The organism is Ruegeria sp. YTSA072 (assembly GCF_059610285.1).
Genome location: NZ_JBXWNI010000013.1, coordinates 75,379 through 90,213 on the forward strand (window position 1 = coordinate 75,379; position 14,835 = coordinate 90,213).

Below are 14,835 nucleotides of genomic sequence, written 5' to 3' on the forward strand. Positions count from 1 at the left end.
GTCATAACCTCAGCAGAGTGTCCATCATCTCATCCACCGTCGAGATGAGCCGCGCATTCGCGGCATATGTCTTTTCGATCTGCATCAGATTTTGCAGTTCGGTGTCAGTATCCACGCCGCGTTCGGCTTCGATCTTGGCCATTTCCAGTTGTGAGTGCTTGGCGAATGTCATGCGCCCCTCGGCGGCATGGGCGTTTGCCCCGGCCTTAGACAGCAGTGCCTCGGCAATTTCCGCAGCTCGCATGTTGCCGGTGCCATATAACCCCCCGGCAACGGGACGGGCATCGTTCAGGACCGCGCTAAAGGCCCTCAGCTGCGTTGCATCGCCCGGATCCCCCGGAGTGGCGGCGCCGAGGCCCGTCCGCAATTTCCAGCTGTCACCACCAGCATCGGGGTCCACCGTCACGTTCAAGCGTATGCGCGAAGCCAATCCGATTTCCGCAGTTGCGTCGTAGCGATTGCCATCATCGGTGAACACGCCGGGATCAGTTGCCGCGACGGTCGGATCAAGACCGGCGGTCTCGAACCGTTCGATCAGGTCTTGGGCGGCGGTGTCCAAGTGTACTTGAGCCTCAACCGCCAGTTCATCGCGAATCTCGAACTGAGCCGCCAGCGCGCCGCCCCTAAGCTGCGCACTATTGCCGCCGGTGCGCACAGGCTGCCCGTTCACTTCAAGACCGGACAAAAGGCTGTTGGCAATTGTCATGTGCGGCTTGGTTTCGCCGGTAGTCGTAAAACTGAATTCTGCTGCCTGCCCCTCTAAAAGGATCAGGCCGCCGTCTGAATATAGCGACACACGGTCGTTATCCCGCGCTACGACATTGACCGGCATCAGTTCGTTCACTTGATCAATCAATATCTGGCGCTGATCCAGCAAGGCATTGATATCGCCTCCAGAATTCTTGATGCTGGGGATCTTGTTGTTCAGGTTTTCGATGTCCTGCAAGGACTGGCTCAGGCGGTTGACCTGCTTGCCGATGGTCCTGTCTGCGTCCGACCGTGCCTGACGCAAACCTTCGGATGCCGCGTTAAGGCTGTCCGCCAAATCCCGGGCAGCGCGGGCCGCCTGATCCAGCCGCACTTTGGAATCGGGCAAGCTGGCGGCCGTTGTCATGTCGTTCTCAAATTCGGTCAACCGAGAGGCAATGGATTTGGGGTCATCAACCGAACCCACGGCCTTTTCAAAACGGGTGTAGAACTCTGAAATTGCGCTTGTACCAGCAAGCTTTGCGTCGGAATCGCGCCGGTTGGCGATCAGGGCCGGGTCCTGATGGCGCGCCACGCCGACGGTGCGCACGCCGTTGCCTGAGATCGGACTTGTCGCCAATTCCAGCGAGCGACGCGCATAGCCCGGTGTCAGGGCGTTGGCGATATTGCCCGAGACAACTGCGGCCCCGCGGCTTGCGGCGGTCAGACCGCCCAACGCGTTGTTCAATGCTGTCGTCATGTTCATTGGATAGGTCCTTTCCCTAGCTGAATGCCCCAGATCAACGTTTGATATTCGTCGTTTCCTGCAGCATCTCGTCGACTGTCTGGATCACTTTGGCGCTTGAGGAAAATGCCCGCTGCGTCTGGATCATTGATGTCAGTTCAGTTGCAACATCTGTCGTCGATTCTTCGCGCGCAAAGGACACCAGATCGCCCGTTGGCCCATCGCCCGCGTTCCAAAGGAAGAACGTTCCGCTGTCGCGGGATGGGGCATAGGTCTGATTATCCAGCGCCGTTAGCCCATTCGGGTTGGGAACATCGACAAGCGGAATCTGGTACACGCGCCGGCTGACACCGCTGTCGTATTGCGCGTAGACGTAACCGTTTTCGTTCACCTTTACGCCGGTCATCGTCGCAACCGGGGCACCGTCGCGCGTGATTGATACTGGGGCAAATGTATCCGACAGCTGGGTAATCCCATCTTTGTCGCCAATCTGACCGATATTAATCTCCATCGGCCCACCATCTACGTTTACCACAAAACTGCCATTTGCCGGATCGTAAGCACCACCTGAAATGGTAGTCACGCTGGCCAGCGTGCCGCCTGCGGTTCGGCTGTCGGTGAAGGTCAGGCGGTACTCTCCGATCACCGCACCGCCAGATGCGGTATCGCGCAGCGTCATGGTCCATTCATTGCTGGATCCTGTTCCGGGCACAGTCGGGACCAGTTCAATGTTTACGGATTCTGATTTTCCGAGGTTGTCAAAATATTCAACCGACAAAGGCTGTGCGTCACCCGGTGCGCCGGCATCCGTCGCCGTGGCCGGAAGGTTCATGCGCAGGTTCATGCTTGTGGTCGGCGAGCCGGTCAATTGATTGACGCTGAGTTTGACGGGTTCCAGCGCAGCTGGTGTATCCCTTGGCACATTAGGGATCGATCCGTCCGGGCCAGCGGGCCAACCCAACAAAACAAGCCCCGATTGCGTTACCAGATGACCCTGCTCATTGGTGCGAAACGAGCCGGTTGTGGTCAGAAGCATTTCATTCGAGTTTGACGCCACCTGAGAGCTGGGCCGCACAGGTAGCAGGCCACGGCCGCGCACTGCCAGGTCGGTTGAATTGTTCGTTGTGACCAGCGATCCGCGCTGGTCGATCATGCGTTGACTTGTGGTTCTGACACCACCTGCCGAATAGCTTCCGCCCTGACCGGAGGTGACCATCGAGTGAAAGTCGGTCTCAACCCGTTTGTAGCCAAAGGTGGACGAGTTGGCGATATTGTCAGAGATGGTCGCCAGCCGGTTCGCGTTGGCCTTCAAAGCGGCCACACCGGCATTCAGCGAAGAGGAAATTGTCATTGGCACGCCCTTCTGTTGCGTCAAAACGTGATGCAACAGCTAACGTACTGGCCCTTAACAGCACGCTAACAGGTAAAATGCGTTCTATCCTTTTGAATTCTACGGCGTGCGCAGAAAAATGATCTCGATCCTGTTGTTGCGAACCGCCATCGGGTTTTTGGCCGTCAACTCGCGGTCTGCGTGCCCCGTGACCCGATCCAGCCTTTCGGCAGCCAGACCCTTGCCTTGCAACATCTGGCGCACGGCCTGAGCGCGGGTCGTCGACAAATCCCAGGCCGGGTTTTGCGCCAGAACGACCGGCGAGGCACGCACATGTCCCTCGACAGCAATGGAGTTCTGCACCAGGTCCGAAGATCGCGCCACCAGCAAGGCGAGCGCGCGCATCATGGCGGTGGGCTTGTCGGTTCCCGATTCGAACAGCGGTTGATCCTCGGTATCGAACAGCTCGACAACCAAGCCTTCGTCAGTGACGCGTGTGACGAAATGTTTCCGGACCTTGTCCGAAACCAGACTTTCGCCCGTGCGCCCCAGAAGCTCGGCTTCGAGTGTCGAAAAATCCTCGACGGTCTCTTTACCACCTTCTGCGTTCACGCCGACCGAACCGCGTGCCTGCCGGGCAACCGTCGGGCTTTTCTGGCTGGCGCCCGAACCATCCATCACCATGGTCTTTTCAGAGAACATATTGTTGCCGCCAAAGGCGCCGTCACCGCCGCCTGACACCGGATTCACCGGTATTGTTGGCGAAAAGTAATCCGCCAGTCCTTTGCGTTGTTTCTCCGTCGTTGCATTCAGCAGCCACATCAACATGAAGAACGCCATCATGGCCGTGACAAAGTCGGCATATGCGACTTTCCACGCGCCACCGTGGTGACCTTCGCCACCGGACACACGTTTCTTCTTGATGATGATTGGCGCCGCATTGGATTGCGCACCCATCTCCACCACCTTTTTATCACCCGCTACCGGGTTAGCAGTGCAGGTCTTAAGGCGGGCTTAACGTTTAAAACTGTCGCGATATCGCTGCTACACCAAGGTGGCTCCGGCGCGGCGCAGGATCAGTTGCAGGCGATCAAAGCTGTTTTTGATTCCATCCGTTTCGGGCTTGGCGAAAAAGGCGTCCAGCTCATCATGCACGCGCACGGCCTGATCCAACAGCAGATCGGCGCCCTCGGAATAGAGCCCGGCTTTTATCATGACTTCGGACTGTTCATAGCTGCCAACCAGTCGGCGGGCTTGCGAAATCAACAGGTTTTCTTCCTCTGTGGCCGCACCGGGCAAGCTGCGCGAGACAGAGCGGCTGAGGTCGATCGCGGGAAACCGGCCACGCTCGGCAATCTCGCGGCTCAGGACTATGTGGCCGTCCAGTACACCGCGCAGGATATCGGCTATTGGTTCATCCATGTCCGATCCTGCGACCAAAACACTAAATACGGCGGTGATGTCGCTCTGTTCGCCGGTGCCCGGACCCGCGCGCTCGCAAAGGCCCGCGATCAATGGGGTCACTGAAGGTGGAAACCCGCGAAGCGACGGTTGTTCACCTGTAGCAACAGCAATCTCGCGATGCGCTTCGGCAAAACGGGTGACGGAATCGACCAGGAACAGGACATTCAGCCCCCGGTCGCGCAGATACTCTGCTACCGACATCGCGGACCAGGCACATCGGCGGCGCGCCAGGGCGGACTGATCAGACGTTGCGGCCACGACGACTGACCGTTTCATCCCCTCGGCACCCAACGCGTGTTCGACAAACTCGTTCACTTCGCGTCCACGCTCACCGACCAGCGCGACGACAACTGCATCCGCCTGCATCGACCGCGCCAGAGTCGCCAGCAAAGTGGACTTTCCCACGCCCGAACCGGCGAACAAACCAACGCGCTGTCCCTGAACCAATGGCAGCATGGTGTTCAGCATAGCAAGACCAGTTTCCATTCGGCCACCCAGAGGTTTGCGATCGACTGCCGCTGGTGGGGATCGCATGATGTCCTGCGTTTGGACGCCCTGCAGCAGCGGTTTTCCGTCCAGCGGCTGACCGAACGGGTCAATCACGCGTCCCAACCAGTGCATACCCGGCGCAAAGGCGGGCGTTTGCTGCAGAATCACTCTGTCACCAAGGCAGACCCCGTCCGGTGCCGTGGCGGGCAGCATGTAAATCAGATCCGATTCGACATACAATATCTCGCCTGCCAGATCCGGCCCATTGCGTCGGCGTAAGGTCACATGATCCCCGATCCGCGCATGCGCTGCGAGGCCTTCAACTTCTATAACCCCACGCGCGACGCTGGCCACATGCCCCATATGGCGTGTGGCAGTCAGGCGGTCAATTTCACATTTTAATAGCATCGGGTCGAGATCGGACATCGTGGGTTCTCCAACGGTTTCTGAAAACGGTTTTTAAAGGAATCGGGGTTAAGCCTTGATTGAAATTGATCGAGGGAGAAGCCCCGATGTTCTATGACCTGAACGTCTTTAAGACCGCGTACGCAATGGCAACCCATGCCGGGCAACGGCAATCCGTCATTGCACGAAACATGGCCAACGCGGATACGCCAGGCTACCAGCCCCGCGATATCGAGGCCTTTCAAAGAGTATTCGAAAGCTCGGGTCGTGAGGTCGCGATGACTGCCACGCGGGCGGGGCATTTGAATGGTGTTGGTGGCCCAAAGCCCTGGGCTGAGGTTGAAGCCACTCCTTCGGGTGACCCAAACGGCAATGGCGTTTCCGTCGAGGAAGAGATGCTAAAGGGCGTTGAGGTCAAGCGTCAGCATGATCGCGCCCTGGCGATCTACAAATCTTCAATGAACATTCTGCGCAGCAGCGTCGGCCGGGCATAAGGGGGCCATAGGATGAGTGACTTTTTCCATTCCCTGACCGCCTCGGCCAGCGCTCTGCGCGCGCAGGCCGCACGTTTGCGCCATGTGTCCGAAAACATCTCGAACGCGGATACACCGGGTTATCGCCGCAAGACGGTACCGTTTGAAACCGTGAACAAAGACGGCAAAGAAATGGTGCAGGCAGGGCGGGTCAAGCTGGACCGCCGCGCTTTGTCGCGCGTCTATGACCCAAGCCATCCGATGGCCGATGACACAGGCCATTTTCGCGGCTCGAACGTCGATCTGATGATCGAGATAGCGGATGCCCGCGAGGCGCAGCGCAGTTACGAAGCCAACCTTAAGATGTTCGATCAGACACGTCAGATGTCGTCGAGCCTGATGGACCTCCTCAGAAAATAAAGGACACCAGAATGGATATCCGAGCAATCAATGCGGCCCAGAGTTACGCGGGCGCGCGCCCGGCGACACAGGCTGATCCAGACCATGCCGGAATGGCGCAGGGGCTGCGGTCAGGGTTTCAGGATTTTGCGGCGACGCTGAAACAGTCCGAGCAGATGTCGCAGGCCGCGATGACCGGGCAGGCGGATCCGCATGCCTTGGTTCAGGCGCTGGCGCAGACCGAACTGGCCGTGGAAACGGCTGTGATCGTGCGCAACAAGGTGGTCGAGGCCTATCAGGAAATCCTGCGGATGCCGGTCTGACGCAATGCTCAGCGAAGGTCTGTTCTATGACATCGTGCGTCAGGCGCTTTGGGTCGCGGTCATCACCTCGGTTCCGATCCTGGCGGTGGCGCTGGTTTCGGGCCTGATCGTTGGCCTGTTCCAGGCGCTAACCTCGGTGCAGGAGATGACGCTGACCTTCGTGCCCAAACTGATCGCCATCGTCATCGTGTTCTGGATTTCCATGGGATTCATGACCCAGACGCTGGTCACCTTTTTTTCAGGAACACTCATCCCTTTAATCGCAGGAGGTCGCTGATGGATACCGCCTATGTCACCCTGTCCCGGCAATCGGGTCTGATGAACGAAATGCGGTTAGTCGCGAACAACATCGCCAATGCCAACACCACCGGCTACCGCGCGCAAGGTTTGGTGTTCTCGGAATTCGTACGCGATATGCCCGGAAATCCATCCCTGTCCATGAGCCGTGCCGAAGTGCGTAATACTTCGCTGAAGCAAGGCGTGCTGACCGAAACCGGAGGGCAGTTCGACTTTGCCATCGAAGGGGATGGGTTCTTTATGGTCGAAACCCCGGCGGGCAATCGGCTGACCCGGGCTGGTGCTTTCTCGTCCAGTGCGGACGGAGATCTGGTGACCATGGATGGGCACCGCGTTCTGGACAGCAATGGCGCGCCCGTTTTTATCCCGCCTGACGCGGCATCCATAGATGTCGGCAGCGACGGCACGCTGAGTGTCGACGGGCAATTGCTGGGCCAGATCGGGGTTTACCGCGTTGCCGATCCTAAAACGCTGAAGCGTGAAGGCAGCACGCAGTTCCGAGCCGATGGTGACATTGAACCGGTCGAAGAGCCGGTGGTCGTTCACCGTTTTCTCGAAGGATCGAATGTGAATGCCATCGCGCAGGTCTCGCGCATGGTCGAAATCCAGCGCGCCTATGAATTGGGTCAGAGCTTTCTGGAAACCGAAGACGAACGGGTGCGCGGCGCGCTAAAGGCGCTGATGCGCTGATTTGAACAAGGAGAATTTGACATGCGGGCATTGAAAATTGCGGCAACAGGAATGACGGCGCAGCAAATGCGGGTCGAGACGATCTCGAACAACCTCGCGAATATGAACACCACGGGCTACAACGCGCGGCGGGCCGAGTTCGCCGATCTGCACTATCAGCAGATGGCACGGGCGGGTGCGGTCAATGCCATTGACGGCACGGTTCTACCAACGGGTATCCAATTGGGCCTTGGGGTCCGCCCGGCTGCCGTGACCGCGCAGCTGTCGCAGGGCGCCCTGTCAGCCACCGGAAGCGATCTGGATGTTGCAATCGAAGGGCGCGGTTATCTGGAGGTGACGCTGCCCAACGGACAGTCCGGCTATACCCGCGATGGCAGCCTGAATCGATCCGCTGAGGGGTTGATCGTAACCTCGGACGGGTTTGCTGTCGCACCCGAAATTACCATTCCTGACGATGCGCTATCGATCTCGATTAACCCAGCGGGCGAGGTTTATGCCTATTTCGACGACGCGCCAGAGGGGCAACTGCTGGGAGAGTTCACCCTGGCCAGTTTTTCCAACGCCAAGGGGCTCGAGGCGATTGGCAGCAACCTGTTCAAGGAAACCGAAGCTTCGGGCGCGCCCGTGGTTGGCGCACCCGGAGAGGATGGGATGGGCACGCTGCGGCAAGGCTATCTCGAAGACAGCTCGGTTGATGCGGTGCGCGAGGTCACCGAACTGATCGAGGCACAAAGAGGATATGAAATGAATGCCAAGGTCATTTCCGCCGTCGATCAGATGATGGGCGCAACGACGCAGGTGCGGTGATGCGGGTTTTGAGCTTTGTTCTGGCCTTGACGGCTCCGATCCCGGCAATGGCTGAAATTGTGGTGTCGAAACGCACCATCCGGGCCAAGGAAATCATTTCAGCCACTGACCTGGAAACCAAGGATCAGATTGTTCCAAGCGCGGTGAGCGATGCGGACTTTCTGATCGGACAAGAGGCGCGCGTCGCCCTCTACCCCGGGCGTCCTATTCGTGAGGGCGATTTCGGTCCTCCGGCAATTGTGGATCGAAACGATCTTGTCGTTCTTGTTTTTGACCGCCGCCCCCTGTCCATCACCGCCGAAGGTCGCGCATTGGGCCGCGGCGCGGTCGGGGATCGTATCCGGGTCATGAACCTGTCGTCACGCACAACCGTCACCGGAAGTATCCGGCCGAACGGCCAGATTGAGGTAAAATGATGTCTGCACTTTCAAAAACTCTGTTGGTTGCCGTTCTCATCGTGTCGGCCTGTGGCCGCGTGGATCACCTTGGCAAACCGCCAAGCTTTACGCCCAATGATGAATCGCCGGAACATGTGGCGATGCTTTGGCCCGGCTTGCCCTTGCATACGCAGCCGGCGCGTAACGTTGACAAGTCCTCGCTTTGGAGCGGTGGCCAGCAGTCCCTGCTGGGAGATCAGCGCGCGATCAAGAAAGGGGACATCATGACGGTCGTGATCGAGCTGGACGAAAAGGCCGAGATATCGAATGACACCAACCGATCCCGTAGCGGCTCGGAAAGTCTTGAGGTGCCGGGGCTGTTTGGCTTGCCGCAACGCGCGGCCGAGCACCTGCCAAATGGCGCATCCCTGGACGAAGCCGTGTCGATCGATTCCTCGTCGACCAGCAAAGGCAAGGGATCAGTGAAGCGAAAAGAAAAGCTGACATTGCGGGTGGCCGCGACCGTGATTGATGTTTTGCCAAACGGGGTGCTTTCGATCTCGGGCTCGCAGGAATTGCGCGTCAACTTTGAACTGCGTGAGCTTTTGGTCGCGGGCTATGTGCGCCCTCAGGATATCTCGCGCCAGAATGAGATTACCTATGACAAGATCGCGTCGGCGCGCGTGTCCTACGGTGGTCGCGGTCAGATCACTGACGTTCAGCAGCCCCGTTACGGGCAGCAAATCCTGGATTCAATTTTGCCATTCTGAGGAGAGAGTGATGAAAAAACTGATCTCGGTCGTCCTTCTTTTCGCGGGCTTGGGTGGCGGCATCGCGGCAGGCGTGTTTCTGGCCCCTTCGGACAAAAAGGCAGAAGTTGCCAAAGATATGAACGTCGAGTCAAGACAAGACAAGACTAAGAAGATAGACCCGAAAGCCACGGCAAAAAGGTCTGGAAAAGCGGACAAAAAGGAAGGTTCGGGTTCTTATGAGTATCTGAAGCTGACCAAGCAATTCGTGGTTCCGATCGTGGAATCTGATCGGATTGCAGCACTTGTCACCATGTCGCTAAGCCTTGAGGTCACACCTGGAATGGCCGAGCCTTTCTATGCCTCGGAACCCAAGCTGCGTGACCGCTTTTTACAGGTGCTGTTCGACCACGCCAATACCGGTGGTTTTGACGGGAACTTCACCCGCTCGGATAACCTGGGGGTCTTACGCGAGGCGCTGCTGGATGAGGCGCGCAAGGATTTGGGGGACGATGTTTCAAAGGTTCTGATCATGAGTGTGAACCGTCAGGATACGTGACGGGTCGGCGGCCCTTGGTTGGATCACGGGCAGGTCCTTACTGGGGTTTTTTGCATAAATTTGAAACCGCCTGCTTGCGCCCGAATGCGACGCGCAGATTCGCAAGGGCTGTCAGCTTTTGTGCTCGTAACCGCGCAAGTTGCATGTTGAGCTGCCTGCGTGTCGCCGATTCCCACCCGTTCCAGAGAACATCCGTTCCGGTAACACGGTAGCCTTCTGCAGACGCTGTCTCTTGCCGGGTTTGTTGGACTTGGGCGTCAAGTCGGGCCAATTGCTGTTGTACCCGTGCCTCGGCCTCCAGCAGCGGGTGCAGGGATTGGTATTCTTGCTGAAACGAGGCTTCGGTCACTTTGGCCAGATCCTGCAGCTGTGTGCGTTGCATCAGATTTGCCCCTTCACCCGTTTGCGCATCGCCTCGGCAAACCGGATCGCAGCGGCGACGGGGCGGTAATGTTCTTCCGAGATCTGCTGCCCGATCTCGACCGTGGCATGCAATGCACGTGCCGTTGGCGGATCCGGGTGGATTGGGACGCCGGCATGCCCGGCGGCCTCGCGAATGGCGGCTGCGACGGAATCCACGCCCTTTGCCACGCAGACCGGTGCCGATCCGGCGGTCCGGGACCATTTCAGCGCGACGGCAAAATGGGTTGGGTTGACGATTACAACATCGGCTTTTGGCACTTCGGCCATCATCTGATTGGTTGCGATGTCCTGGGCGCGCTGGCGGCGCTGTTGTTTTACATGCGGGTCGCCTTCGGCATCTTTGGTCTCATCCTGCATTTCCTTGCGCGACATTCGGTTCTTGCGCATATGTTCGGCGTATTGCCAGATAAAATCGATCACCCCGATGGCCAGAGCCACCGCAATGACGATGAACATGAACCGAAATAGCAGATTCATCATAAACATCACTGAAGACTGGGCTTGGGTCGCGCTTGCGGACAGAATCTCGCTGAGGTTGGCCCGCAGGAAAAGCGCCAGGCATGTGCAATAGATCACCAGTTTTGCAAAGCTCTTGGCAAATTCGAACAAGCCGCTGCGTCCAAATTTGTTCTTCGCATTGGACGGTATCGAAATGCGCGACAGCTTGGGTTTCAGTTTGGTGGGCGCAAAAACAAGCGCACGTTGCGAAATCAGGCTGAGCAGGACGGCGGCAGCAGGTAGGCCAAACAGGATCGAAATAGACCAAGCAGCCGTCTGCAGCATCCCCCCCACGGGGCTGGAAGCCGAACCTGTTGTCAGCAGTTGGCCAAAATCATCTGCCTGATCAATCAATACGATGAACGATGTGCCCATACGGTCCACAGCGAATTGCCCCGCAGCAAGCATGGCAATCAGCAAACCGACATAGGCCGCCGCGACGTTCAGATCGTTGGACTTGGCGATTTCCCCTTTTTCGCGCGCCTTCTGCAGCTTTTGCGGTGTCGCCTCAAAGGACTTGTCACTGTCGTCGTCCTGACCGCTCATCTTGCAACCTCAATCGGGTTCACAATGAAGGCGAACAGGGCATCGGACCACACCGACAAGATCAAAGGGGTGCCCGCAAACAGCAGAAACAAACCCGCGAAGGTGATCGCGGGGGCGCCGACAAAGGCCACCATCAACTGCGGCATCGCCCGGTTTATGACCCCAAGCGCAAGGTTATAGATCAGCGACGCGATGACAAAGGGCATGGCCAGGCTGAACGCCAGACCAAAACTGCGCGCGATTTGTTGCACGCCCCACTGCGACAGGTCCGGTGCCAGTGGAACAACGCCCATTGGAAACAGCGTGTAACTGTGGATCAAGAACTGCGCAACGCGGATGTGCAAGCCCAGCAGAACCGCCAATGTCAGACCTGCGAGTGCCAACAGATATCCCATTGCAGGAACAGGATCGACAGCGGCCCCGCCCAGAATCTGTGACAGCGATGTCGATTGCGCCGCGATGGACCCCGCAGTTTGCAAGGCCAGCACGAACAAACGCAAACCAATGCCCATTGCCAATCCGACAAGTGTTTCGGTGCCAATCATCCGCACCAAAGGCAACACACCTTGCCCGTGGTCGGGCGCAGGAACAGCGGGCGTAACGATCAGTGTAAATGCCGCGGCGATCCCCAGCTTGACGCGGGTTGGAATGCTGCGTTCCCCGAAGGCGGGTAATAGCGATACCAGCGCCGACACGCGCAGGAAGACAGCAAAGAGGTGCCACAGGCCATCTGCCAGTTCCGGTAGCAATGCGAGCGGCACGGCGATCATGCGGGTATGGTTCCGACCAAAGCGGGTCTGGCCTCGAGCCCGATTTCCTCAAAGGACAGGACCGGATTCGACACCCCCCGCGCCTGCATGATCGTGCGCAGCAGTCGACGCCGGCGGGTCGAGGTCACGACGGCCGGGAACACCCCGTGATCAGCGGATTGCGAGACGGTTTCGACGACACCATCTGCCAGTTTGTTGAACAGGTTCGGCGGCAGGGCGACATCCAATCCGGCGTTGGGCGCGTCGATCTGGTACGAGGCAAACGTGTCTTCCCATTCAGGCGCAAGCTGGATCAGCGGAATGGAACCGTCTCCCCGCTTCATGTCGGCAACCAACTGGAAACCCAATCTCTGCCGGACCAGTTCGCAAATCCCTTCGGGTTGGGTCGTCGTCAGGCGCGCCTCAGCCACAGTTTCAAGGATCAGGGCCATGTTACGGATCGAGACTTTTTCCTCCAGCAGCAGTCGCAATACAGAATGTAACGTGTCGATCGGCACCTTGTCCGGGATCAGCTCGTCCAGCAGCTTGCGGTTCGCTTCAGCCCGAACCGGATCGCTAAGCCGTGTCATCTCGGACAGCAGGCGGCGCAGGGATTTCAAAGTCAGCAGCCGCGCGAAGTTCTGTTTGATGATCTCAAGCAGATGGGTCGCCAAAATCTCGGGGGGAGAAACGATGGTCGCGCCGCTCAGCGCCGCGGCTTCCTGATCCTTTGGTATAATCCAGCGCGCCGGGGCGCCATAAACAGGTTCGGTCACATCATTGCCTTCGGGCAGCATGTCATGGCCGTCCTGCACCAGCGCCAATACCAGATCTGGGTTGAGAACACCGCGCGCCTGCTCGACCCCCTGTACCTTGATCACATAGGTTCCCAGTGGAAGTTCTGCCCGGTCGGTCAGGCGGATGTCAGGCAGGATCAGTCCAAAGCCCGAGGCGACATATGTGCGCATATTGGCAATTCGTGCGTCCAACCCGGTGCCGGGGTTGAGAACCATGCTGACAAGATCAGGGGCGAATTCCAGATGAACATCATCCAGATCCAGAATGTCCCCGATGGCTTGGGAAACCGGGGTTTCATCCTCGGATGAAGGTGCCTGTTCCGCGTCTGTTTCGGCCTTTTGTTTGCGGTGAACCGAGTATGCCGCATACCCCAGAACGCCCGCGCCGAGGATGAAGGGCAGAAAAGGCAGGCCGGGCACCAGCGCAAACAAGACCATCAGCATGGCCACTGTGCCCAAAGCGGCCGGATGCCGACCCAATTGCGAAAAAATCGCGCTGTCGGTTGCACCCTGAGTACCACCCCGCGCCAGCAATAGCGCCGAGGCGATCGAGATGATCACAGCGGGAATTTGCGAAACCAGCCCGTCGCCGACAGTCAGAATGGCATAGGTCTCAAACGCGGCAGAGATGGGCATTCCCTGCACAATCACGCCCATAATCAGGCCCATCACAAGGTTCAGAAGCGTGATCAACAGCCCCGCAACCGCATCCCCCTTGACGAATTTCGAGGCCCCGTCGAGCGAGCCGAAGAACGTGGTTTCCTGTTGTTCACGTTCGCGGCGCTCTTTCGCTTGCTGATGATCAATGGCGCCGGCGGACATATCGCTGTCGATGGCCAGTTGTTTGCCGGGCATTCCGTCGAGAGCAAATCGCGCGCCAACTTCGGCCATGCGGGCCGCACCCTTGGTGATGACCATAAAGTTCACGATTAGCAGTACACCAAAGACGACGAGGCCCAGAAAGATGCTGCCGCCCATAACAAAATTCGCAAACCCTTCAATCACGTCTCCGGCAGCACTGGGGCCGGTATGGCCCTGACCGATGATCAGCTTGGTCGAGGACACGTTCAGCGACAGCCGCAGCATCAGCGAGGCGAGCAGGATGGTTGGGAAGGACGAAAAATCCAGCGGGCGTTCTATGAACAGCGTCAGGGTAAAGATCAGGATCGCCAGTGCAAATGAGGCGGACAGGCCGACGTCCAGTACCCATGCGGGCATCGGCAGGATCATCATCACGATGACCGTCATCAACGCCAGCGCCAGCAGCACGGTCGGAGAGAAAAGCGAACGGGCGTCGATCTTGGGCACACAGAGCTCCTAGTTGAACTGGATAAAGGCAGTCGCTGCGCCGGCCACCGGCACCAGAGATCCCATCGCGCCAGTGTTGGCAGGCTCTGCTCGAAGGGGAACCAATGGATCGGCAGCCCCGGTAAACGGATCGCGCGTCGCAAATGCGTTTGGAGTTTGCTGACCCAACTGAGCCAGAACGGTTTGAAAACGTGTCACGTAGGCGTTTGCCAAAGCAGGCGTGCGCGAGTGATAAGCCCCGGCGGCGGCGTTCCACGAGCCCAGCTCGGCATACAGTTCTTTCAGAAACCGCGCGGCATATGTGGCGTTTTCATCTGGGTCGAACATGGCGTCGATCGAGCGGAACGCCTTGCCGTGCCATCGGTAGTTGATCTGGTAACACCCGATATCAAAGCTGCGTTTGCCTGCTTTGAAGATGTCGAACACATATGACTTTGCCTCGAACTCTGAGGTGAACCAAATGCCCTTTCCTTCAACATTGATTGTCCAGGGCCATGGTTGCAGTGCCCCGTCAACCGTGCGGCCTGTTTCAACCCGGGCGATTGCACGCATGACATCCAGTGGCACACCTTCGGACCGGGCGGCGCGCTGGGCGGCGTGGTCGCAGGTGCGGGCCGTTTGGGTGTTGGGCATGGCAAAACCCTGCGGCGCAGCCAACAGCGTCACCAAGGTCAGTCCTAAGATCGTTCGATATGGCATTCTGCCGGTCCGGGATTCTGA

18 protein-coding genes are annotated in these 14,835 nt (G+C 58.3%); 9 read left to right on the top strand and 9 right to left on the bottom strand.

What is annotated here, in order from left to right:
* Position 1 precedes the first annotated feature (1 nt).
* The 4 genes from flgK to AC2FIB_RS18470 form a co-directional block, all read right to left on the bottom strand.
* Positions 2-1,453 (bottom strand): flagellar hook-associated protein FlgK, encoded by a 1,452-nt coding sequence (flgK, locus tag AC2FIB_RS18455; RefSeq protein ID WP_496842574.1) that lies wholly within the window; start codon positions 1,451-1,453, stop codon positions 2-4.
* Between the two features lie 34 nt (positions 1,454-1,487).
* A complete protein-coding gene (locus AC2FIB_RS18460) occupies positions 1,488-2,783 on the bottom strand; it encodes a flagellar hook protein FlgE (protein WP_496736910.1) in 1,296 nt (431 codons plus the stop codon).
* Positions 2,784-2,882: 99 nt separating this feature from the next.
* Positions 2,883-3,719 (bottom strand): flagellar motor protein MotB, encoded by an 837-nt coding sequence (locus tag AC2FIB_RS18465; RefSeq protein WP_496736908.1) that lies wholly within the window; start codon positions 3,717-3,719, stop codon positions 2,883-2,885.
* Positions 3,720-3,806: 87 nt separating this feature from the next.
* Positions 3,807-5,141, bottom strand: coding sequence for a FliI/YscN family ATPase (locus AC2FIB_RS18470; RefSeq protein WP_496736906.1), 1,335 nt, complete (start codon positions 5,139-5,141; stop codon positions 3,807-3,809).
* An 86-nt stretch (positions 5,142-5,227) separates the two neighbouring features.
* Here AC2FIB_RS18470 and AC2FIB_RS18475 point away from each other — a divergent pair, with 86 nt between their 5' ends.
* From AC2FIB_RS18475 to AC2FIB_RS18515, 9 genes are read left to right on the top strand one after another with little or no spacing between them, the layout of a single operon-like run.
* Positions 5,228-5,614: a FlgB family protein gene (locus AC2FIB_RS18475; RefSeq protein ID WP_496842576.1), complete on the top strand. Its 387-nt coding sequence runs from the start codon at positions 5,228-5,230 to the stop codon at positions 5,612-5,614.
* Between the two features lie 12 nt (positions 5,615-5,626).
* Positions 5,627-6,013, top strand: coding sequence for a flagellar basal body rod protein FlgC (gene flgC / locus AC2FIB_RS18480; RefSeq protein WP_496736903.1), 387 nt, complete (start codon positions 5,627-5,629; stop codon positions 6,011-6,013).
* Between the two features lie 11 nt (positions 6,014-6,024).
* The gene (gene fliE / locus AC2FIB_RS18485; RefSeq protein WP_496705886.1) at positions 6,025-6,315 is read left to right on the top strand and encodes a flagellar hook-basal body complex protein FliE; all 291 of its coding nucleotides are present in this window, start codon (positions 6,025-6,027) and stop codon (positions 6,313-6,315) included.
* Between the two features lie 4 nt (positions 6,316-6,319).
* Positions 6,320-6,592, top strand: a complete 273-nt coding sequence (locus AC2FIB_RS18490) for a flagellar biosynthetic protein FliQ (protein WP_282170851.1) — start codon at positions 6,320-6,322, stop codon at positions 6,590-6,592.
* On the top strand, positions 6,592-7,302 hold the full coding sequence (locus tag AC2FIB_RS18495) for a flagellar hook-basal body complex protein (RefSeq protein WP_496842578.1): 711 nt from the start codon (positions 6,592-6,594) through the stop codon (positions 7,300-7,302). Before AC2FIB_RS18490 ends, AC2FIB_RS18495 begins: the two co-directional genes overlap by 1 nt.
* 21 nt (positions 7,303-7,323) lie before the next feature.
* A complete protein-coding gene (flgG, locus tag AC2FIB_RS18500; protein ID WP_496736901.1) occupies positions 7,324-8,109 on the top strand; it encodes a flagellar basal-body rod protein FlgG in 786 nt (261 codons plus the stop codon).
* Positions 8,109-8,525 (top strand): flagellar basal body P-ring formation chaperone FlgA, encoded by a 417-nt coding sequence (gene flgA / locus AC2FIB_RS18505; protein ID WP_496736900.1) that lies wholly within the window; start codon positions 8,109-8,111, stop codon positions 8,523-8,525. The genes flgG and flgA overlap by 1 nt, the downstream gene beginning before the upstream one ends.
* Positions 8,525-9,256, top strand: coding sequence for a flagellar basal body L-ring protein FlgH (flgH, locus tag AC2FIB_RS18510; RefSeq protein WP_496736898.1), 732 nt, complete (start codon positions 8,525-8,527; stop codon positions 9,254-9,256). Before flgA ends, flgH begins: the two co-directional genes overlap by 1 nt.
* Before the next feature lie 10 nt (positions 9,257-9,266).
* Complete coding sequence (locus AC2FIB_RS18515; protein WP_496736897.1) at positions 9,267-9,794, top strand: flagellar basal body-associated protein FliL; 528 nt, start codon at positions 9,267-9,269, stop codon at positions 9,792-9,794.
* Positions 9,795-9,831: 37 nt separating this feature from the next.
* Here AC2FIB_RS18515 and AC2FIB_RS18520 read toward each other — a convergent pair whose 3' ends face one another.
* From AC2FIB_RS18520 to AC2FIB_RS18540, 5 genes are read right to left on the bottom strand one after another with little or no spacing between them, the layout of a single operon-like run.
* Positions 9,832-10,176 carry a hypothetical protein gene (locus tag AC2FIB_RS18520; protein ID WP_496736896.1) on the bottom strand — a complete coding sequence of 115 codons (345 nt, stop codon included), beginning with the start codon at positions 10,174-10,176 and terminating at the stop codon, positions 9,832-9,834.
* Positions 10,176-11,261: a flagellar type III secretion system protein FlhB gene (gene flhB, locus AC2FIB_RS18525; protein ID WP_496736895.1), complete on the bottom strand. Its 1,086-nt coding sequence runs from the start codon at positions 11,259-11,261 to the stop codon at positions 10,176-10,178. The genes AC2FIB_RS18520 and flhB overlap by 1 nt, the downstream gene beginning before the upstream one ends.
* Positions 11,258-12,031, bottom strand: coding sequence for a flagellar biosynthetic protein FliR (locus tag AC2FIB_RS18530; RefSeq protein WP_496842582.1), 774 nt, complete (start codon positions 12,029-12,031; stop codon positions 11,258-11,260). Before AC2FIB_RS18530 ends, flhB begins: the two co-directional genes overlap by 4 nt.
* Positions 12,028-14,115 carry a flagellar biosynthesis protein FlhA gene (gene flhA / locus AC2FIB_RS18535; protein WP_496842584.1) on the bottom strand — a complete coding sequence of 696 codons (2,088 nt, stop codon included), beginning with the start codon at positions 14,113-14,115 and terminating at the stop codon, positions 12,028-12,030. Before flhA ends, AC2FIB_RS18530 begins: the two co-directional genes overlap by 4 nt.
* 9 nt (positions 14,116-14,124) lie before the next feature.
* On the bottom strand, positions 14,125-14,814 hold the full coding sequence (locus AC2FIB_RS18540; protein ID WP_496842585.1) for a lytic transglycosylase domain-containing protein: 690 nt from the start codon (positions 14,812-14,814) through the stop codon (positions 14,125-14,127).
* Positions 14,815-14,835 lie beyond the last annotated feature (21 nt).